A 21,072-nucleotide genomic window follows, 5' to 3' on the forward strand; every position below is an offset into this window, starting at 1 on the left:
TGACCTCCTCCCGGAAAAACGTAGCGGCGAAAAGTAGAGATTTCTGACAAATTTAAGCCCATCCGGGCAGGAGGTTTGTCATGAAAAAATCGAAGTTCACCGAAGAACAGATCGCCTTCGCATTGCGCCAGGCGGAATCCGGCACCACCGTCGCCGAGGTCTGCCGCAAGATGGGTGTCTCTGAAGCCACCTTCTACATCTGAAGAAGAAATACGGCGGCCTGGGTGTCAGCGAGCTGCGCCGCCTGAAACAACTGGAAGAAGAGAACGCCCCAAGCGCATGGTCGCTGACCTGAGCCTGGACAAGCAGATGCTGCAGGAAGTCATCCAAAAAAAGCTGTGAGGCCGGCCCGCAAACGCGAGTTGGCCAACTTCCTGATTGACGCGTACCGCGTCAGCATCCGTCGCGCCACCGCAGTCATTCAACTGCGGCAAGCTAGCTATTTTTATCGCCCTCACCCTCGAGACGATCGCGCGGAGCGGCAGCGGATCCGCGAGATCGCCGCCACGCGTATTCGTTATGGCGCGCGCCGCATCCACGTCCTGCTACGACGTGAGAGCTGGCAGATCAATCACAAGAAGACCTACCGGATCTACTGCGAGGAAGGTCTGAACCTGCGGCGCAAACGGCCCAAGCGGCGAGTGGCGGCCGCGCACCGGCAAGCCCGGCCGGCGGTCTCCAGTTTGAATGCCTGCTGGAGCATGGATTTCGTCGCCGATCAGCTGTTCAACGGCCAGAAAATCTGGGCCTTAACTGTAGTGGATAATTTTAGCCGGGAGAGCCTGGCGATCACGGTGGATTTCGCGCTGAAAGCCGCGGACGTGGTTGCTACGATGCGGCATGTTCAAGTCTTGCGCGGGACACCACAACGGATTCAGGTCGACAATGGCAGCGAGTTTATATCGATGGCGCTGGATCAATGGGCATACCAACAAGGTGTCACGCTGGACTTCTCGCGGCCAGGAAAACCGACGGATAATGCTTTTATCGAGTCGTTTAACGGCAGTCTGCGGGATGAGTGCCTGAATGTGCATTGGTTTCTGTCGCTGGATGACGCACGTGACAAAATCGAGCGTTGGCGACAGGATTACAACGAATTCAGGCCTCACAGTTCGCTGGGCGACCATATCCCAAGCGAGCTCCGACTTGCTCACCTTGAAGCCGGAAACCTCTAGACTAGACCGCTCGGTTAGTCGAGAGGAGGTCACCCAGTACCAAAAGGATTACCCTAATTTTTAGTAAGCACCATCCTTGCGCAAAACAACCAACACTGTTTTAAATAGAATAACAACATCATTCATAAATGACCAATTCTTTGCGTAGTTAACATCAAATTCAACACGCTGATTATAACTGACATCATTTCGGCCGGAAACCTGCCAGAGCCCTGTCAGACCCGGCTTGGCTGCTAAGTAGAAGCCAACATTTTCACCGTATCTATCCAGTTCGTTGGTGACAATAGGACGCGGTCCAACGAGGCTCATCTCACCTTTAACGACGTTCCACAGTTGAGGCAATTCATCCAGGCTAGTCTTTCGGATAAAGTGACCAATCGTTGTGATACGTGGGTCATTTCGCAGCTTAAAGTCCTTATCCCACTCAGCTCGGGCCTGGGGGTCTGACTCCAAAAGTTGCTTCAAAACTTCATTCGAATTAATAATCATACTTCGAAATTTCAGGCATTTGAATTTCTTACCGGCCTGGCCAACTCGTTCATGTCCATACACTGCAGGGCCGCCATCCTTCCGAACCAGCAGTGTAATCCAGAGCATCAACGGGGATAATAGTAACAGGAGGATCAAAGAAACTACCATATCGAAGCCACGTTTGACATAGCGGTATGCCAAACCAGCCAGATTGTTAGGCAGATAGAGAGTCAATTTATCCTGTTCTTCCAGATATTGGGCGCGAGTTCTTCTATATTGAATGATTGGGGAATCTGACAATAGGATAAGGCTGCGGCAACTGAGTAAGAGTTCATCAACTAGCCCCTCCACTTCCGTCAAGTTCTGATTGCTGAATACTAGTGCAACAGTAGGGTAATTCAGCTCGTGCAGCGCAACAGTCAGCGCACTGCGCTGGAGCGAGACCACCGGGACATTTACTTTTTCTTTTCTGATCCAATTATCGTTTTGCACTGGCACATTAGAGTTATAAACATGAATGATGTTATCAACATCATAATTGGCAATGGCATCCATTTGTCGCTTGACTAGTCGTGACACACATCCATCAATAAAGATGACCGTAACCCCCCGCCCCCAAAGACCTAATCGATTCAAACAATGCTTGGCCAGTTGTTGTGCGCAAGGCGCCAAAAACAGTACCAACAGCCATGTAGTCGCCCATGTACTTTTGAATGGGGTTTGACCAGAGAAAAACAATATCAATCCCTGCGAGGCAGCTCCGACAAATACAAACCTCAACTCTTGACCAAGGTTAATCTTGCATGGCGAGCTTGCGTGGTATTTTAACTTCAATATTTTTATGGTTAATACAACCATAGCAGCCAACATCATAGAAAGAAAAAGAAAATGACGGGCACTACCCACGTCCTTTTCGAAGCCCGCGCTGACTGCAATCAACATACACGCTGCCATTATAAAAAGATCCAGAGCAACCAAAGCTATTGCTATTAGCATCCTGTTTGCCTTCGCGCCACTCTTACTTTTTGCGAGTACTAATCCAGTCAGTGCTTCTATTGAAGACATACCTATAACCTTTTATTGTTGATTGGCGCTTCTTGTGCCTGCCCTAAAGTTTAGATAAGTGGTTGTGCGTAACAAAGTTTGAATTCAACACCAACCTTGTCAAGCATCTTTCGTTACCTTGATTTTCAGCTCATGGGCACCTCAGATATTGAATCGCCACCAAAGATACTTAGACTACTTCCACAACAACTCTACTAAGCTCAGCTCTGGACTTACGGTGAGAGCCATGATCAAGCAACCAAACATTGTTTTACAGGCTGCTGGTCGTATGCATCCTGCTGTTATCCAAAATAAGTAGAGCTCTTATTTTTCTCGACCGACCTCTTTAAAGTCCTTAACTTCCTATCTACGTACCGAATTTTCAAGCGCAACCTAAAGCGAACATTAACTAGCACAAATACATTACAAATATTATTGTGTCGCCGTAGCTCCCGCTCATGTGTGCATATGGGTGGCCAACTCCGTTACACGTTCGGCAAGCTCGAAAAGCTTTTTTATCTATGAAAAGCAAATTGTTTTCCTGTGCCTGCCAATTGCTCGGCACATACTAAGCCTTACGAAAATCAGTCAAATACTGGCTAGCCCCTTTTATTAAGCGAATAGCGCACTTGCTTGTAGCTTAAACCCCACTCCTGTAATCTCGCTCTAGGCAATCCAGGGCAAGCACCGATGCATTTGGACGTTTTTGCCACATGCAAGCCCACATTATACCAAAGACATAACCATCTTCCGGGCTGCCTCTACTACAGCTTAGATTATCCGACAGTTTCTCAGGTCGTTTACCTGCAAGGCAAGGGCATTTAGACTGCCTGCCAAGTCTCTTTGCTTCCTTCCGAGACGTACCAGCCGTTCACAAGCAGTAAAGCAACGGTAGTTGCCCTGCTCCGCTCCTAGCGGTCTTGCCACTCATGCGTGATACCCTTCGGATACACATTTGCTATGTACTCAAGGGCACAGCATCTACTTCGGCTTGAGGTTGCGCACTCAACCAAAGGCGGCAAAGATGCTATTCCCTAGCAGAAAAAACTGAGTTTAGTTGCGTAACACTACTTATTCAAGACACCCTTCACTATCTCCTCTAAAATCATGGAAATCGGCCCAGCGCTGTTCAACATAACGAGCAAACTCAGCTCGAAAACGCTCGGCGGAAAATCTCTCAGCATTCGCACGACAAACGTGTGCGTCAATCTGCACTGGTAAAGACTCGAAGCGCTGGACAGCATGCACGATCGAATCTACATTCTGATGGTGGAACCAAATACCTGTTGCCTTATCGCTCTTGCCGCAGTCCATTACGGTTTCGAGCGAACCACCTTTTCCATAGGCGATCACCGGCGTTCCACAGGCCTGCGCCTCGACAGGGGTTATTCCAAAGTCTTCCTCCGCGGCAAAAATAAATGCCCTTGCATTTTGCATGTATCGCTTAAGCTCGGAAAACGGTTGGTAGCCTAGCAGAGTCACGTTCGGCGTCGCCAAAGTACGCAGTTTGGGAAAGTCTGGACCATCACCGATAACCACTAGCTTCCTGGTAGGCATCTGCGCAAATGCTTTGACAATGAGATCCATACGTTTGTAAGGCACCACCCGTGAGGCGGTAAGGTAATAATCTTGCTTGTCAGCACAGTATTCGAAGCTATTAACATCAACCGGGGGATAGATCACATCAGAGTTACGGCCATATATCTTGTGAATACGACGCCCAATGAAACGAGAATTGGCGACAAAATGATTCACGCCAGCGGCAGTTCTGTAGTCCCAAATCCTAACTTTATGCAGTAACCACTTAGCTAGCCAACCTTTTAGACCATGATCAAGCCCAGACTCACGTAGGTACTGGTGCTGCAAATCCCAAGCATAACGAATCGGCGAATGCACATAGCTGATATGCAATTGATCCGGTCCCGTCAAAACACCTTTGGCTACTGCGTGCGAGCTCGAGATAACCACATCATAAGCAGACAAGTCTAACTGCTCAATAGCTAACGGCATAAGCGGAAGGAAAGAGCGGTAACGCTTGCTTACTCCTGGCAGGCGTTGAATAAAACTTGTCGTCAACTTTCGATCACGCAAATAGTCTGCTTTCGCCACAGTTTGAGGATCAGCATAAACACAAAAAAGATCCGCATCCGGAAATACCATCAGCATCTGCTCCACAACCTTTTCTGATCCCGCAAGTGTGGTAAACCATTCGTGTACAACCGCAATTTTCATTGAATTAAGGTCTTTCGTTTGGTTGCAAACCGAGCATTTCGTTACAAATAAAATCAGCCAAAGCCTCGGAGCTTTTGTCCCAGTTAAACTTTTTAACTTGTTCAGAACCGCGAGCCTTCAACTCTATCTGCAAAAAATTATCACTGACTACACGATCGATGCACCCAGCAATCTCAGCAGGAGAAAAGGGGTTGAAATACAATGCCGCATCACCACATACTTCTGGTAGCGATGCTGTATTCGAGCACACGATAGGGGCACCCAACGCCATGGCTTCAAGCGCAGGTAAGCCAAAGCCTTCATACACGGAAGGTTGTGCAAACACAGCCGCGTTGCGATAAAGCGCACTCAACTCTACATCCGACACATAGCCCGCCAAAATAGTGCGCCCACTGGGCAAGACCACCCCACTTTTAAAGACCACGTTGTCGCCCCCCCCCACAATCACTAGACGAACTCCAGTTGTCACTTGGTCCATCGCCAGAAGCAAACTCTTGAAGTTTTTCCCTTCTTGCAGGCTACCTACTGCTAGAACATATGGTTTTCCACGTAAGTCCAGTCGATCAAGAATGCGGTCATCATCGCTCGGAGCGATGACATGATTGGCTCCATTTTGAAAGACACAAATGGAGCCCTCATCTATATGTAATGCCCTAGCGATTCGATTCCGTGAAAAATAAGACACCGTACCGAGTCTATCACCCCTCCACTTAATCATACTCATGATGAGCTTAGAGAAAGCACGGTACTTACCTGAGTAATTTCCAGGCATATCGTATACAGCAGCATCGTGAACCAAAACAAACTGCCTGCTCAGGGCAAGCACTGGCGCAGTGTTACACAGGTTTATTATCAGTGAATGACGAGCCCGAATAGGGAGAACGAGCTGTTCCCAAAGCGTTGCCCACAACGCACGCAATTTAGAAAAGCGCAAATTTTTCGGCGGGGCCAGAGTTGTGCATTGAACACCTCGTTCTTCCAGCCTGCGAATCAAACGCTCCGAGAGCTCGAAGCCAACCCGTTGCACCCCTGTTAGCTTCGCGGAGACAAATTTGTTATTAATTACTACCTTTTTCAAAGCGCCCCCTACTACGGACTTGTTGCAACGGGAATATCTAAACGTCGTTTTTCAGAGAAACCTGCCCCCAGAAAAACACCCAAACCAATTGAAAAGTAGAAGAACGATATAATATCAGGAACTGAAATCGAGAATGCAACCAGCCACCCAAATAGCATTGCCGCCACTGCCTGCTTCCCAACGGAGAGCTCAACTTCTTCCCGTCCAAAAATACGCCTTAAGACCAAAGCAATAATAACTAGAAAAAGAGAAGCCCCGAAAAGCCCCATTGTCGCGGCCACATTAATAAATGCTGAACTTGCACGAATAGAGCCAACACCAACGCCAAGCCCCCAACTTTCAAAGAATGCTCTAAGTGCAGTTACGTCCCAATAAAGGCGCTCAGCACCACTTGAAAAATTTCCAGACTCAAATCCATCTGTATCAGAAAACTTCCCAAAAACATAAGATGAAAGGGTTTGCGAACTTACAAGCAAGCCTACGACAAGTGCACTTAAAAGGAGAACGCTAAGGAAAGCAACACCACGCCCCCCTCTGCTAACTCTATCCCGCCTCGTCATTGGAGCGAAGGCCACAACGATCAATACAATTGCAGCGCTAATATACGCTGTCGTAGAAAAAGAAAGCAACAGTGAAGAAAAAATAATTAAAAATATTAATTTATCTTTGATTTTACGAGTACTTCGCATATAAATAAAGCTTGCTGCAGCAGTACCACTCATGAATGCAGAAAAATATGATGGTTCTCCAAACACCCCTTGTGCACGACGCAGAGGAAACCCGAAAATCCCTTCAAGAGCATACCTGTCAGGTCTATACTCACCAAGTACCTCCCCCATTAAGAACCCGAAAATATCTACTCTTCCCAAAATGAGGTTTAGACCAAGATCTACAATAATTACAACCCCAATCCAACAAGAAATAGTCACTAGTTTTCTTGAATACCCTTCAGAAAACATTCCATCTATTTTTGTTGCATGCACAGCAACAAATACCAATCCCGTTGCTACCGCAAGATAGGCTAACTGAGCAATGTTCGAAATTGAAAAATCAAGAGGAACAGCAAAACGGAAACCTTCACTCAAGAGTCCCGGACGAACAACCTCAATGGCTCCACCCATTAGCCAAGGGACTGTAAGAGTTATCAATGCGGCATAAGAGAAAAGGCTTACTAACCAAACCCTTCCAGGAAATTGACCAACACCAGGCTCAACCCTAACTAAACGTCTGAATAAATACCGAGCAATAAATGCAGTTGCAACTATCGGCCCCGGAAGCAATGAACGCCCCAAATCTTCATTCAATACATACGTTCCAATGAGACTTGAAAATGCCACAACAAGCAAAGCCACTTGAATTCGACTAAACAGAGCAAGCCAGATGCAGAAAATTGTTACAGGTAAAGCTATGCCAAAGTTCATCTCGATTATGTACGCTTTGGGTTAAACCAGTCATGCATGACACGGACAATACTTTCAGGAATCATGCAAAAAATTAACGGAACGACAGTTTTGTAACCAAGTAGTTGTCTTACCTCAGTAGATTGAACAACTTTCCATGGCGTTCTCTGCCTGTACTTCTCTGATAAGACTCTTCGTACAACTTCCTTAAAGAGTCGTATCTTGAAATATTTTTCTATTTCTGCCGATGAGAAGCCAATACTCTGTAGATGGCACGGCAAAAAGGCACAATATTTGACGCAAACATGAATCCAATAGTCATGCTGCAAATATCCATTATCAGCTGTTTGAATCAAAGGCTGTCCTGCCAAATATTGAATGGCGCGACCGGACGCAATTGCTTTATACATCAACAGGGCGTGAGCCAACTCGCCGATTTGATCAAGCTCGACAAACTCATCAGGTGAGATTTGATCGACAAATGTGCGATCGACGATGTTTGCGGAAATAAAACCGACAAGAGGGTCTAACAGCTGAACTATTCCTGAATCTTTTCCGAAGAATATAGTTCTGTCATCACCACCAATAGTGACGTCGTTGATCTTGACACCATCCGGTCGAACTCGCGAGTAACTCAAAAGCACAGCTGCTGGTTGGCGCTGGAGAGCCTGAATCACTTTCCTGAAACCACCTTCAGCAAAATAGTCATCGTCGCCCATGACCCACAAGTACTTCCCTACACCGGCGAGATGGGCCTTGTGGATATTTGCAATGGGACCAATATTTTCAGTGTTACATTCGTAGTTGACACAGGCGTATCGTTGACAAAGGTTTTTGGCGACGGTGCTTGTTTCATCGGAACTACAATTATCGATGATATTAATTTCAATCAACTCGACGAATTCACGTATTTCCTGATCCATAGAATCAAATAGCACTTGGAGATACCCTGCTCGATTAAAGGTAGGAATGTTAATCGACAGTAACTTTTTCATGATTTCCTCGCTAGCCACATTTTCTTCATGATTGCAGCAGGCAGCAAATAGAATCCTATGCATTTGACTTTGGCTTTTGGGCCGTTCAACTTCCAAAGTTGGCCTAAAATACCCGTACCCTGCTTCCAACCTGTCATTTTTCTAGTTTTTATTTCACCAAGAACAATAGCATTGTTCTGGCCTTTGATAAGCCGGTCAACTAATCTCAGGGAATAGTCATTCTCGATAAGATAATTTCGTAAAATTGAGAGTCCCGCCCGCACTCGTGAAGAGTCAAGCCCTCTTGGCGACAATTCAATCCGGATCACCACTATCTGTTCATCCAACTCGAGCAAGTCAGCAAAGTCGGTGCGTAACCCTTCATAGATCCAAGCGAGTTGCGAGTATCCCGAAGCAAAAAGCACGGGATTAACTTCACGGTAGTACTTTCGAATAAACTCTCTAGAAAATATTGTTTTTGTAAAGTTTCCAAGACCCAATCCATATGCAGAAAGAATTTCATCATGGCTTGAGTAGCATTTTTTAACGGGTTCAGCGAAAAGACTGTCCGGTATAACCGCTGGAGCCAGCGGCATTCCCTCAAGATAGCGCTCTTCCAAGCCCTGCATTCTTAAGAAAGCTGGACGATGATCACACAAGGCTTCGCATACAAACTTCAGAGCCCCCTCACGTACATAGTCATCGTCTCCAAATACCCAAACATAGTCGCCAGTACTGCTGCGTAGCGCTTGATGGATATTGGGATCACCACCGATATTTGTGCTATGCCGTATAAGTTTAATAAGCGGAAATTCTTTGATGAGCTCGGCACAAATTTCAGGCGTTGAGTCTGTGCTTGCATTGTCGTAGATAGTAAGATCAACCTTTATATCAGTTGGTAGTATTGCCATTTGCAAGGCAACTGATCTAACGGCCCGCCTCAAATAATTCGCACGGTTGTGCGTCGGGAAGATAATGTTTAAGATGATCATACAAGCCTACATAGGTACTGAGCGCAAAAAGTACCGTTCTCTAACAATGAAAAGTGTCCAAGGTACGCTGAGAAAAATGCAGAGGGCAGAATAGCTCCACATAATCTCCCCTATCCCATACGGCACAGACAACAAAACCGCAACAAGCACTACACATGCCATTACAACAGATTGAAGCAACATCGGTTCCTCTTTGTGCGCACGCATGAACAATGCACAAGAAATAACGAAACAATTTGCCACCGATGCGCAAGCAAGAGCGATCATAACACTCAATTCAGGCAACCTATCATGGATACGAGTGCTCCATGTACTCGCCAATTCCGCCCCCAACACAACTGCCACAGCCGCTACAAGAGAGAAGCTGACAGATACCTGAGCTAGCCTCTTAAACATCCTGCTTGCCTCATGGCGAGCACCAAGCGCCAATAACCGCGCTATAGCGGGGACTTTTGCTGACACCCAAGCAATCGAAACAGTCGTGACAGAGTTGAATACTGTAATGGCCAACCCGACTCTTCCCGATTCGACTGCACCGTAGTTCTTAAAAATAATTGGAGTGAAAAGTTGAAAGATGAAAAAGCCACTGATCCAGCTAACAGCAATTTTCCACTGGAACGGAAGTATCTCTTTGAACCAAATACCAGGCACCCTGGCGACTCCTTTTGCGTTTTCGATCGTTCCCAGTATCTTAGCAATCTCTGAACGTGCCAGCCATATCGTGGTGCAAAATGCGGCTATGGTAGGTACTGCAGCTACAATCCACAGTTGGAATCCTGTAACCAACAGCACCCACATCAGTACAAATCCGATCGATGATTGACAAAGCCGCAAAATACCAATTTCTTTAACTAGCCCGAAACCCTCAAGAAATGATAGCCTCCAACTTAACCCCAGATTGTACGCCGTAGACAGACAAAGCAACATCCAGGGGAAAAGCCAGTTGTGCCACCGTAGCTCACTATCTTGAAAAAAACAAACACCGACAACATTTACACATAAAAAAAATAGAATACTCGCTATCCAATACCATTTTTTGAGCGTATTTGCCAGTGTGTGCAATCGATAAAAAGCCTGTCCGGACGGTGTGACCATGCCACCTTCCCGCTCAATCACAGCCTCCTCATGTGCAACAAACTGGATGATCACCTGCCCGAAACCTAGTTCAAAGAATACTTGAAGTGCGAGAATACTTGCGAAGGTAAAGTAATATCCCTGCTCCACTGGTCCCATAAAAAGCGGGATCAAGATAAGGGTAACTCCTCCCGAAAGCACCCCCCAGAATCTAAAAATAAGCGTTGTGATAATTTGAGCATCTACGTGCAGCACCACCATCGCACGTTCCATGAATGTAGTTTTTTTCATCTTAAGTAGTTTCACATGAGCCAGTAGCTCCAACAGTCCCAACACTTTAGCATCTAAATAATTTTTATGCGGGTGTTATTAACCCTGCAAGCACCTCGATAATCTGCCTCCCTTTAACAGCCCTATACTCGGAACGAAAATCAAAAAAGGTCAAAAGGATTACTTCAATATATTTTTCGTGAAATTTAATGAAGATTAAGAAAAAATGGCAAGGAAAACAGTAGAAATGCAACCATTTAGCTCATTGCCTTGACAACAAGACTCTCATTCACAAGCTTACAACACAGCCGACGGGCCGGCTGATTCGAAAAGGTCGCGGCAATACTTTAGGAAAATTAAAGTACACTTTGACCTTGCCACCAGCTGGTAGGGGCGATGATGCAACACAGTCAGCCACCTCCGTGGATTCTATCCAATTCAAATTGGTCACTTTTTGTCAGCTCCGAAGGCTCCATGCTGAATTCTCAGTTCAGTCCATCAAATCTCGAAGTCAAGCAGCCAATCTCATTGTGTTAATGACGCAGTCGACGAATCACCCCCAAACGACGGGCATGCCACAGCATCGCACGCTCAAGGGCCTCCTCTACATCGAAAGCCTCCTTCAAACCCAGTTTCGCTTGCACGTGACCTAAGTCAGGAAAGAAGTCGTGACAGCGGGCATTAGCAGTGGGTTGGCTCTTGTAAACAAGTGACGGAGTTGGCACAGTACGAGCGGCCACCATCTCCGCAACTACAGCGTGACTGGTAGGCCGAGCAGCACCGAGGTTGTAGATCTCTCCATCTTGGCCATCAACTAACATCCGCAAAAGCCAACATGCTGCGTCGCTTCCATAAAGATAGCTACGACGAGTGGCCCCATCCCCATGAAGACGAATATCATTACCAGAAAGCGCATCGCGTATGAAATTATTGACCGCCCAAGGCGCATCTAATGACTGATACGGGCCAAGGAAGGTAAAAGCACGGGCAGTGCTAACGGGAATACGATACTGACTAGCGTAGATGCTCACCAAATTTTCGGCGGCGCGCCTCACCTCCGCATATACGTTATGTGCGCGGGTGAAATCCAAAACCCCGATATTTTCCTCACTCATGGCGAGATTCTGCATCTGTGTACCCAACACCAAGCCAGAGCTGATGTTCACGAAGCGCTGCAATAGCTCCAAGCGCGCGGAGGCAGCCAATGAGTATGCCATGCCATGTAGCGCAGTCTCGTGGACCCGTAGCGGTTCGGATGCATGTACGCGAGGATCGGCAATACCAGCCGCAAACAGCACCAACGTCGTATCCCGAGGAAGCTCAAAGGAGGAGCGCACATCTATGGCCTGTACTCGCACATCCTTTCGGCTGGCCAAGTGGGGATGATCTAGCTTCCAGGCTGTCGCCGAACGGCCAAGCAAATCTACACGAATTCGGTCACCCAACTTGTCGTTCAATGCAGCCACGGTCTCAGCGATCCACGTGCCAATAAAGCCAGTCCCTCCTATAACGGCAATTCTATGCTCGGCCAAGCGCGCAGCCAAGCCCTCCTGGAGCTGCAGAGATACCAAGCAATCCTCACGTATACTCTGTTGTAAAACATCGTCATTCATCGCCATTCTCCTGCATGCTCGACTGCACTTCTTTGAGCGCCAGCGCCACTTCAAGAATCAAGCTCTCTTGGCCGGCCACGGCTTTGCGGCGGCCCAACTCGAAAAAGATGTCACGCGGATCGACACCATGCTCGGCTCCGATACTGTTGACCTGTTTAATGAACCCCGAGAAGACGCCCGACATACCACTGGCAATGCTGGTCGATGAAATGTAAGGCATCGACTTCACCATCGTCTTCTCGGCTAGATCCGCTGCATCAAGCATTTTATATAGATCGATGCCTGTCTCGAATCCCATTTTCTGGAACACTGCCACAAGCACTTCAAGTTGGGCATTACCGGCCCCCGCTCCAAAACCACGTGCACTACCGTCGATAATGGTTGCCCCGGCCTCCACAGCAGCGACCGAATTCGCGATGCCCATACCTAGGTTATTGTGCGCATGGAAGCCTACCGGAATGTTTAAAGCATCCACCAATGTTGAAATACGGCGTGTCACGTCACCAGGGAGGTACGCTCCTGCTGAATCCATAATAATTAGCCCTTCTGCACCATAGGCTTCCATTTTTCGGGCCTCATCCGCCAAGGTTTCTGGCGAAGCCATGTGACTCATCATCAGCACACCGTAGACTTCCTTACCGTGCTTACGCACATATTCAATGTGACGCTGGGTGATGTCCGCCTCGGTGCAATGAGAGGCAATACGGAAGACATCCACACCCAAATCCATCGCCATGGTTACATGGCGATGGATCGTGCAAAAGCCAGGGATCGCGTGAACAGCCATCTTGGAGCGTGTAAGATGCTCACGTGCGGTTTTCAGAATGATTTCATCGCTCAGAGCACACTCACCAACCAGCATTGATGAGGCTCCGAGTCCGTTGCCGTGCCCGACCTCGACAATTGGAACACCGGCGGCATTGGCTGCAGAGCAATATGTCGCAAACTGTTCTTGTGAGATCTGGTGACGTACAGCGTGGTTGCCATCGCGCAACGTCGGGTCGCTGATCAATATTTTCTTACTCATGCTACTTACTCCCAGCGTTGGCGCGCGATACGTTCAGCAATACCAATAGCCGCGCAGTTGATAATGTCCAGGTTACCTGCATAACGAGGTAAATAATCACCATTACCCAGCACTTTGACCGTGGTCATGATCTTGCCACCCTCAAGCGTGGGAGGGACAATCAACTGGTAACCGGGCACATACTGCGTAATACGTTTCATCATCTCATCAACCGAAGCCCGGATTGCAGTCAAATCAGGGTTAGATATTTTCGCATAAATCGTGGTCTGCATATCGATGGGAGGATGCGCCGGATTCAGGATCAAAATTGCCTTGGTCTGACGTGCACGGCTAAACTTGACCAGAGCTTGTTCTGTTGTCTCGATATACTCGTCCAAATTGGCACGTGTAGCAGGACCTGCACTGCGAGAAGCAATGCTGGAGACGACCTCAATGTACTCGATATCATCCTGCACTGCTGCAATCGCATTAGCTATCGGCACCGACGCCTGCCCACCACAAGTGATCATATTGATATTCTGCGCGCGGCTGTCGATGATCTGCTCGGCATTAATCGCTGGCACACACAGCTCACCTAACTTGGCTGGCGTCATATCCATGACGACCTTCCCGAGTTTTTTTAACACGGGCCAATGCTCCATATGTGCTGCTGCCGAGGTTGCATCGAACACGATGTCAATATCGTCAGCACGCTGGATAATAGCATCCAGGCCTCGATCTGAAATCGCCACCCCCAACTGACTCGCCTTTTGCATTCCATCGGAACGTAGATTACGTCCAACAAAGAGTACGCATTCCAATGCGTCCGAACGCATTGCCTTGATCAGCAAATCTGTGCCGATGTTGCCGGTGCCCAAGATGGCGACCCGGAGTTTTTGTTTTGCCATTGTAGTTTCCGTTACAAAAGAATGAGCTCAGGCAAGTAACGCGGCTGCCTCTTCGAGCACACCGGAAAGTGAGCAGTACGCTGGAACATATCCAAAAATTTCAGCCTTCCGGCTCAATGAGTAGTAATGAGGTTTCGCTCCGGTAGCGTTGATCGCCACACCACTAGACGGAGGTGCGATTTCGTAGCGCAGCCCGAAACGCTCGTTCAGCGCCTGAAGCAGCGCTGGTTTGTCCACTGGCGCAGCAGTGTAACAGTCAATCCCAGTATTGGCAGGCGGAGCCTCTAGCACACGTTCAACCAGTTGATGGAAGTCTGCCGGGTGCAAATAATCACGCACCATGAAGTCAGAGGTCACGCGAACCGTTTCACCGGTACGGATTGCGCGCAACAGGTCAGTGACGAAGAATCGCGCGGACAAATCCTGTGTACGGCTGAAATAATTAAAGACACGTAGGTCAACAATCGCCTGATTGGTCAGCGCACGATGGCGCACTTCCGCATGCAACTTGGCCGTCGCATAGTACTCCTGTGGTGTGATCTGATTGATCGAAATGTGCGCCTCTGTGGAGTCACGGACCGGCTCGGCGAAGCTATTACCGTAAACAGCACCACTTGAGAGGAACAGGTAGCGACGTTGTGGATGCTTTTCCAATCCAGCCAAAATCATGTCGTCGAACTGACTGGTGATTCCGAAAATTGACGCCCCCATCTCGGCGGCACGACGCGGGTCACCAACACCAACGAAATTAATGACAACATCGTGCGGCACCTCGCCATAACGGTCATAAGTGTGCAGGGAACAAGCATCCTCCACCCCCTGAGCCTTCATCCATGCTGCCGTATCCGACAGATTGCGGGCGTACAGTAATAGACTGGTGCGCCCCTGCTTTACGAACGATAGGATCAGATCCTTGGCAATCTGACTGCTCGCTCCGATGATGGCGATTGAACTCATAGGATGCCCCTTTTTCCGCACAATGCCACTCCTTCAGCAGTAGCGCGAGCAAGCTCTTGTTGCAGAGCTTCTTCTGAGAGATGCGGGAACATATTATGCAGTGGCGAGGAACGCATACGACCGTCTGGCAACTTAACCGAGACGACGGTAGGGATTATTTTCTGGTTACGCATCGCTACGATCTCACAGACCACAGGACCATCGATCGCAAGGGTCTTGCGGACCTGTTCATGAAGATCATCAGAGGTCTCGCAGCACACATAGGGCAGTTCGAAGGACTCCGTCAGCGCGCGTATCGAAGGAATAAACACACCACTATCCGAATCCGCGCCAACGTAATGGCCAGCGCAGAACTCACGTTGCGTGTTACGCATCGAGACATAGCCATCGTTGTTGACAACGAACAGCTTGAGATCCAGATTGTACTCTTTCATCGTCGCAAGCTCGTGAAGATTGGTCATAAGTGAGCCGTCGCCGGTGACGCAAACCGTGGTGCCTGGCAACCCAGTCGCAGCCGCACCATTGGCTGCGGGTAGGGCGAAGCCCATCGCGCCCAGTGAACCTGAGGAGATGAACCGCTGTCCCTGCTTCAGCCTCAGTGCCTGGCCCATGACATAGAATGCAGAGCCTGCATCGGTTACGACGCAGGCTCCTTCACCGAGATGCTGGCTAAGTACTTCGACAAACTCATAAAAATTTATCGCTCGCTCAGCCTTTTCATGCGGTTCGTTGGCTACTGAAAAACGCTCCTTCCACGACGCACAACATTTACGCCACTCCTTATTCACCTTGAGCTGCAGCGGCTGCATATACAGCGCATCAATAAACTCTCTTGCGCCAGCCTGGATCTTCAAGTTTACGCCCACTTGCTCACGAGCCAATATTGCCGCATCCAGTTCAACCTGAACCTTAACCGCACTGGGTGCGAACAGTTCGAGTTCCCATCCTGTGGTCTGCGCGTGCAAGCTGCTACCGATACTCAGGATCAGGTCCGCCGTCTGGATCGCAAAGTTGCCAGGGCGGTCACCCTTAGGTCCAGGGTGGCCAACAAAGCAAGAATGCTCATAGGGCAATATGTCCTTGCCTAGCTGGGTAGTTACCACCGGAATATCTAGTCGATCCACTAAACGTCGAAATGTACCAACGGCACCAGCACAACGGACACCATGTCCCGCGAGAATCAGTGGTCTCTTTGCTCTCCCGAGCAAGAGTAACAGTTCTGCCATCTGATCTGGCGTTACCGTTGCTGCAACTTCCTTCTCAGGAACGAAGCTCTCCAGTTCGTCTGGTTCAATCTGCGCACCCTGGATGTCTAATGGTAGATCCAGTAATACCGGCCCTGGCCGACCACTAGTAGCCAAGAACAAAGCCTTCTCAAGGTGGTATCGGATGGTTTTGGGATCCTGCACCATCACGGCATACTTGGTTAGGGATCGGACAATCGGCACAATATCCACCTCAAAAGTTCCGAACTGGCGCAAGTCGTCGATACTGGAATGCTGGATAGTCTGGGTGCTCTTGCTCTGACCGGTCAGGAACAGTATCGGGGTACTGTCCTGCCACGCACCAGCAATGCCGGTGACGAGGTTAGTCGCGCCCGGCCCGCTGGTGGCATAGCAGACACCCAAATGACCACTCCGCCGCGCATAACCGTCGGCGGCCATCGCACTAGCTTGCTCATGGTGCTGAGCCATATACTCAAGTCCGCCCGGTCGTCCAAGGGTATCCACCAAATGCATCATCATGCCACCATTGAGCATGAAAACCTTGTGCACACCCTGCTGAAGCAGATAATCAGCGATGTAATCAGCAACTCGTATTGTCATGTTGGGTCTCTCAGGGAAATACTCGCAGCAGATGCCTCCCGGTTGCGGATAGCTCGAACTAAGGAAGCTGCCCCCTCCTCAATAGCTTGTCGGATGAGAAAGGTATCAACGCCGTAAACTAGGACATTAGCCCCCAAGCTCAGGGCACGCTCGATGTCAGCCTCACTGCGTACCATCATCCCTGCTGCCTTGCCGGCCGCACGTATGCGCGCGATAGCCTCTTCAACAATCTGTACAACTTTAGGATGTCGGGTATCCCCATCGCACCCCAACGTGACAGCCAAGTCGTAGATACCCATATAGACAACATCAATGCCCGGAGTCGCGCAAATTTCTTCAAGGTCCATGAGGGCGCTACAAGACTCGATGATCACGGTAGTCAACGAAAAACCGTTATCGAGCTTGCCCGAACGATTGTCGGCTGGATTTGCATAATTCGCAGCGCGCGTAAATGGGTTGTACCCTCGTACCCCAGCTGGGGCGTACTTCGCCATACCCACGACAGCCTCTGCATCTTTAACATCACGAATCTGTGGCACAACAATCCCATGCGAACCAAGATCCAATGCCCATTGCGCTGCGGACGCATTCAACCCCGGAATCCGCACCAGTGGTGCGGACCCAGCACCTTCGACAGCACGCACACACGCATCTAACGAGGTCAGATCGAAGATCCCGTGTTCCATGTCCAAGATCACAAAATCAAGACCACTCAAGCCCATGATCTCTGCCACAACCGGCGAGGGGATGATCGACCAGATCCCGATTATCGGCTTGCCATCGGCCAGCTTAGCCTTTAGCGGATTCGTCATCTGTAAACGCAGGCTCATGTTATCCCCGTGTCTTCAAAAATTCAGCCCAAAAAACTCTTCCAACTTGCCCACAATGTAATCCAGCTGCTCCTGGCCCAATCCAGGGAAAGTACCCAGCCAAAAAGTTTGATTCATCACAACATCGGTATTAGTCAAATCACCACTGACACGGAAATTACGGCCTGACATATAAGGTTGCTTCGTCAGATTGCCTGCAAACAGCAAACGCGTACCGATTTTGTTTTCCTCTAGGAAGTTGATCAAATCGGCTCGCTTTACACCAGCACTATCCTTAACAATCAATGGAAAGCCAAACCAAGACGGCTCACTATTTGGAGTCGCTTCCGGCAGGTGCAGAAACTGCTCGACACTGGCCAGACGGCTCTTCAGATAAGTAAAGTTGGCGCGGCGCTTGGCAATGAATTCCTCGACACGATCCATCTGCGCCAAAGCGCAGGCTGCCTGCATGTCTGAGATCTTCAGGTTGTAGCCCAGGTGACTGTAGGTGTACTTGTGGTCATAGCCGTCCGGCAGATCGCCTCCCAAGTCTTTTTTCGTCCAGCAGAATCGCTTATCGCAGGTATTGTCTTTGCCAGGAGCGCAGTAGCAGTCTCGACCCCAATCGCGGAAAGACTCTGCAATCAGCTTGAGATCGGCGTTGTTGGTAAAAACGGCACCACCCTCACCCATCGTGATATGGTGCGCCGGGTAGAAGCTCAGTGTCGCGATGTCACCAAAGGTGCCGACCAACTGGCCATTGTAGGTTGCGCCCAAGGCATCACAGCAATCTTCCACCAGCCAGAGATTGTATTTCTTGCACAGTGCTGTCACCACTTCCAGATTGAATGGGTTGCCCAAGCTATGGGCCAGCATAATGGCTTTGGTCTTTGGAGTGATAGCAGCTTCAATCTTGCTAGCGTCGATGTTATGCGTGGCGAGATCCACATCAACGAACACCGGGACGGCGCCAAACTGGAGGATGGGGTTAACCGTCGTAGGGAAACCGGCTGCCACACCGATGACTTCATCTCCCTGTTTGATGGCGCGATCACCCAACTTGGGGCTGGTCAGTGTAGAGAATGCCACCAGGTTAGCAGAGGAACCGGAGTTCACGGTAATCAGATACTTCACTCCCAGAAACTTCGCCAGCCGCTCTTCAAACATGGCATTGAAGCGGCCCGTCGTCAGCCAGCCATCAAGTGAGGCATCCACCATCAACTGTAGTTCTTTAACACCGATGACCTTACCCGAAACCGGAACTACACTTTCGCCGGCTACAAAGGGCTTGGGCGCGTGGGCGATTTCAGCGTACTGCTGCACTAGTTCGCTAATTTGCGAGCGGAGTTTATCGAGTTGCGGCTGGAAATTAACGGCAGAAACTGTACTCATTTTTGACTCTGATATTGTGTAATTTGTTCAAGGCAACAAGCGCGCATATCTGCGCCGGACAACCAGGCCTGATGCCAGTCAGTAATGCGGGAAAGCGCTGTTTGCAACGACCATCGTGGCGACCAACTCAGGCGTTGCCGTGCTTTGGAAATATCCAACTTAAGGTAGCTGGCCTCATGTGGGTGATCCCCCTCCTGTAAAGACCATGTCGCGCCCTGTCCCCAAGTTTCGCAGAGTTGCTCTACGATCCATTGAACGGGGCGTGCATCTTCATCGCAGGGACCGAAGTTCCAGCCCTCTGCATCGGCTTGACCATTTTCGTACAGCCGCTCCGCCAGCAGGAGGTAGCCCGACAGCGGCTCCAGCACATGCTGCCAAGGACGGATAGCGTGCGGATTGCGAATTTGAACGGGTTGCTGTTTTTCCAAAGCACGAAGAATGTCAGGCACAAGTCTATCCAGTGCCCAATCACCGCCGCCAATGACATTACCTGCTCGCGCCGTTGCCATGGCAATGCCTTCATTCTTGAGAAAGGACTTGCGATACGCACTACTCACCAGTTCCGCACAACCCTTGCTATTCGAATACGGGTCATACCCCCCCATCGGCTCATCTTCTCGATAGCCCCAGAGCCATTCCTTATTCTCGTAGCATTTGTCAGTGGTGACATTGACGATTGCGCGAACACTGCCTGCCTTGCGTGCGGCCTCTAAAACATGCACGGTACCCATGACATTTGTGGCATAGGTTTCAACAGGTAGTTGATACGATAGACGAACCAAAGGCTGTGCTGCCATATGGATCAGAATTTCGGGTTGAAAGTCTACAACTAACGCACAGATTTTTTCATAGTCGCGGATATCTGCGACCTGATGATTCATACCCTCAGCCACTCGGGCTACATCAAACAGTGCGGGTGTCGTGGGCGGCTGAAGCGCGATGCCTCGCAATTCAGCTCCCATATCCTGAAGCCAGAGAGAGAGCCAGCTTCCTTTAAAGCCGGTATGTCCCGTCAACAGTACGCGTTTGTTACGCCAAAACTCCGGCCTGGTCTGCTGCGGTATCACTTCGAACCCCATTTTTTCCAGGGAGCCTTGCCACTCATCCACAGCTCTTCCAGCAAGTGCTTGTCTCTCAACGTATCCATAGGCTGCCAGAAACCTTGGTGCTCATAGGCCATCAGTTGCCCATCCTCAGCCAGCCGCATCAACGGCTCCTGTTCCCAGACGGTGCTATCGCCTTTGATATATTCCAGCACTTTAGGACTCAGAACAAAGAATCCCCCATTAATCATTGCACCATCACCCTTCGGCTTTTCCTTGAAGCTCATGACTTGATGACTCTGAATATCCAGCGCACCAAACCGTCCCGGCGGATAGGTGGCCGTTAATGTTGCGGCTTTTCCATGCTGGCGATGGAATTCAATGGTTGCTGAAATATCAATATCGCTGACGCCATCACCATAAGTTAAGCAGAAAGCTTCTTCATTTTTAACATAATCCGCGACCCGACCGAGGCGACCACCTGTCATAGAGTCATCCCCGGTATCAACCAGTGTCACCTTCCAGGGTTCGGCACGCTTTTCATGAACATCCATACTGTTAGCTTGCATATCGAACGTCACATCCGACATGTGCAAGAAGTAGTTCGCAAAATACTCCTTGATGAAATAGCCTTTATAACCACAACAAATAATGAAATCGTTAATTCCGTGGTAAGAGTACATCTTCATGATGTGCCAAAGAATCGGCTTGCCCCCTACTTCTACCATCGGCTTGGGACGAACTGACGTCTCTTCACTCAGTCGCGTACCGAGTCCCCCTGCAAGAATCACTGCTTTCATTTCGATCC

General features: G+C 49.2%; 16 protein-coding genes and 1 pseudogene. 1 reads left to right on the forward strand and 16 read right to left on the reverse strand.

Features of this window, described 5'->3' with window-relative positions; translation table 11 throughout:
* Nucleotides 1–80 precede the first annotated feature (80 nt).
* Nucleotides 81–1,175, forward strand: a pseudogene (locus tag BR71_RS10965) (IS3 family transposase).
* 60 nt (nucleotides 1,176–1,235) lie between these two features.
* Here the strand turns inward: BR71_RS10965 and wbaP are convergent.
* From wbaP to rfbF, 16 genes are all read right to left on the reverse strand, one after another.
* A complete protein-coding gene (gene wbaP / locus BR71_RS10970) occupies nucleotides 1,236–2,711 on the reverse strand; it encodes an undecaprenyl-phosphate galactose phosphotransferase WbaP (protein WP_081862619.1) in 1,476 nt (491 codons plus the stop codon).
* A gap of 1,050 nt (nucleotides 2,712–3,761) precedes the next feature.
* Nucleotides 3,762–4,922 carry a glycosyltransferase family 4 protein gene (locus tag BR71_RS10975; RefSeq protein WP_043636949.1) on the reverse strand — a complete coding sequence of 387 codons (1,161 nt, stop codon included), beginning with the start codon at nucleotides 4,920–4,922 and terminating at the stop codon, nucleotides 3,762–3,764.
* A gap of 4 nt (nucleotides 4,923–4,926) precedes the next feature.
* Nucleotides 4,927–6,000 (reverse strand): glycosyltransferase family 4 protein, encoded by a 1,074-nt coding sequence (locus BR71_RS23540; RefSeq protein ID WP_156038950.1) that lies wholly within the window; start codon nucleotides 5,998–6,000, stop codon nucleotides 4,927–4,929.
* A gap of 11 nt (nucleotides 6,001–6,011) precedes the next feature.
* Nucleotides 6,012–7,421, reverse strand: a complete 1,410-nt coding sequence (locus tag BR71_RS24145; protein ID WP_156038952.1) for a hypothetical protein — start codon at nucleotides 7,419–7,421, stop codon at nucleotides 6,012–6,014.
* 5 nt (nucleotides 7,422–7,426) lie between these two features.
* On the reverse strand, nucleotides 7,427–8,395 hold the full coding sequence (locus BR71_RS10985; protein ID WP_043636955.1) for a glycosyltransferase family 2 protein: 969 nt from the start codon (nucleotides 8,393–8,395) through the stop codon (nucleotides 7,427–7,429).
* Nucleotides 8,392–9,366, reverse strand: coding sequence for a glycosyltransferase family 2 protein (locus tag BR71_RS23545; RefSeq protein ID WP_081862622.1), 975 nt, complete (start codon nucleotides 9,364–9,366; stop codon nucleotides 8,392–8,394). Before BR71_RS23545 ends, BR71_RS10985 begins: the two co-directional genes overlap by 4 nt.
* A 6-nt stretch (nucleotides 9,367–9,372) precedes the next feature.
* On the reverse strand, nucleotides 9,373–10,701 hold the full coding sequence (locus BR71_RS10995; protein ID WP_156038954.1) for an MATE family efflux transporter: 1,329 nt from the start codon (nucleotides 10,699–10,701) through the stop codon (nucleotides 9,373–9,375).
* A gap of 542 nt (nucleotides 10,702–11,243) precedes the next feature.
* Nucleotides 11,244–12,323 carry an NAD-dependent epimerase/dehydratase family protein gene (locus BR71_RS11000; protein ID WP_052370498.1) on the reverse strand — a complete coding sequence of 360 codons (1,080 nt, stop codon included), beginning with the start codon at nucleotides 12,321–12,323 and terminating at the stop codon, nucleotides 11,244–11,246.
* Nucleotides 12,316–13,350, reverse strand: a complete 1,035-nt coding sequence (gene dmpG, locus BR71_RS11005) for a 4-hydroxy-2-oxovalerate aldolase (RefSeq protein WP_043636965.1) — start codon at nucleotides 13,348–13,350, stop codon at nucleotides 12,316–12,318. Before dmpG ends, BR71_RS11000 begins: the two co-directional genes overlap by 8 nt.
* 5 nt (nucleotides 13,351–13,355) lie before the next feature.
* A complete protein-coding gene (locus BR71_RS11010) occupies nucleotides 13,356–14,237 on the reverse strand; it encodes an acetaldehyde dehydrogenase (acetylating) (RefSeq protein WP_043636968.1) in 882 nt (293 codons plus the stop codon).
* 27 nt (nucleotides 14,238–14,264) lie between these two features.
* Nucleotides 14,265–15,194: an NAD-dependent epimerase/dehydratase family protein gene (locus tag BR71_RS11015; protein ID WP_043636972.1), complete on the reverse strand. Its 930-nt coding sequence runs from the start codon at nucleotides 15,192–15,194 to the stop codon at nucleotides 14,265–14,267.
* The gene (locus tag BR71_RS11020; RefSeq protein WP_052370499.1) at nucleotides 15,191–17,020 is read right to left on the reverse strand and encodes a thiamine pyrophosphate-binding protein; all 1,830 of its coding nucleotides are present in this window, start codon (nucleotides 17,018–17,020) and stop codon (nucleotides 15,191–15,193) included. Before BR71_RS11020 ends, BR71_RS11015 begins: the two co-directional genes overlap by 4 nt.
* A complete protein-coding gene (locus BR71_RS11025) occupies nucleotides 17,017–17,850 on the reverse strand; it encodes an HpcH/HpaI aldolase family protein (RefSeq protein WP_052370500.1) in 834 nt (277 codons plus the stop codon). Before BR71_RS11025 ends, BR71_RS11020 begins: the two co-directional genes overlap by 4 nt.
* Before the next feature lie 15 nt (nucleotides 17,851–17,865).
* On the reverse strand, nucleotides 17,866–19,221 hold the full coding sequence (rfbH, locus tag BR71_RS11030; RefSeq protein WP_052370501.1) for a lipopolysaccharide biosynthesis protein RfbH: 1,356 nt from the start codon (nucleotides 19,219–19,221) through the stop codon (nucleotides 17,866–17,868).
* A complete protein-coding gene (rfbG, locus tag BR71_RS11035) occupies nucleotides 19,218–20,330 on the reverse strand; it encodes a CDP-glucose 4,6-dehydratase (RefSeq protein ID WP_244269614.1) in 1,113 nt (370 codons plus the stop codon). The genes rfbH and rfbG overlap by 4 nt, the downstream gene beginning before the upstream one ends.
* Nucleotides 20,285–21,064, reverse strand: coding sequence for a glucose-1-phosphate cytidylyltransferase (rfbF, locus tag BR71_RS11040; protein ID WP_043636979.1), 780 nt, complete (start codon nucleotides 21,062–21,064; stop codon nucleotides 20,285–20,287). Before rfbF ends, rfbG begins: the two co-directional genes overlap by 46 nt.
* Between the last annotated feature and the right edge of the window lie 8 nt (nucleotides 21,065–21,072).

The sequence above is a fragment of the Chromobacterium haemolyticum DSM 19808 genome, from assembly GCF_000711885.1.
GTDB classification, from domain to species: Bacteria; Pseudomonadota; Gammaproteobacteria; order Burkholderiales; family Chromobacteriaceae; genus Chromobacterium; species Chromobacterium haemolyticum.

Bases quoted from the DNA above. Each gene is read 5' to 3' on its own strand.
- wbaP (WP_081862619.1), bottom strand. From the start codon at position 2,711: ATGTCTTCAATAGAAGCACTGACTGGATTAGTACTCGCAAAAAGTAAG.
- BR71_RS10975 (WP_043636949.1), bottom strand. From the start codon at position 4,922: ATGAAAATTGCGGTTGTACACGAATGGTTTACCACACTTGCGGGATCA.
- BR71_RS24145 (WP_156038952.1), bottom strand. From the start codon at position 7,421: ATGAACTTTGGCATAGCTTTACCTGTAACAATTTTCTGCATCTGGCTT.
- BR71_RS10985 (WP_043636955.1), bottom strand. From the start codon at position 8,395: ATGAAAAAGTTACTGTCGATTAACATTCCTACCTTTAATCGAGCAGGG.
- BR71_RS23545 (WP_081862622.1), bottom strand. From the start codon at position 9,366: ATGATCATCTTAAACATTATCTTCCCGACGCACAACCGTGCGAATTAT.
- BR71_RS10995 (WP_156038954.1), bottom strand. From the start codon at position 10,701: ATGGTGGTGCTGCACGTAGATGCTCAAATTATCACAACGCTTATTTTT.
- BR71_RS11000 (WP_052370498.1), bottom strand. From the start codon at position 12,323: ATGAATGACGATGTTTTACAACAGAGTATACGTGAGGATTGCTTGGTA.
- dmpG (WP_043636965.1), bottom strand. From the start codon at position 13,350: ATGAGTAAGAAAATATTGATCAGCGACCCGACGTTGCGCGATGGCAAC.
- BR71_RS11010 (WP_043636968.1), bottom strand. From the start codon at position 14,237: ATGGCAAAACAAAAACTCCGGGTCGCCATCTTGGGCACCGGCAACATC.
- BR71_RS11015 (WP_043636972.1), bottom strand. From the start codon at position 15,194: ATGAGTTCAATCGCCATCATCGGAGCGAGCAGTCAGATTGCCAAGGAT.
- BR71_RS11020 (WP_052370499.1), bottom strand. From the start codon at position 17,020: ATGACAATACGAGTTGCTGATTACATCGCTGATTATCTGCTTCAGCAG.
- BR71_RS11025 (WP_052370500.1), bottom strand. From the start codon at position 17,850: ATGAGCCTGCGTTTACAGATGACGAATCCGCTAAAGGCTAAGCTGGCC.
- rfbH (WP_052370501.1), bottom strand. From the start codon at position 19,221: ATGAGTACAGTTTCTGCCGTTAATTTCCAGCCGCAACTCGATAAACTC.
- rfbF (WP_043636979.1), bottom strand. From the start codon at position 21,064: ATGAAAGCAGTGATTCTTGCAGGGGGACTCGGTACGCGACTGAGTGAA.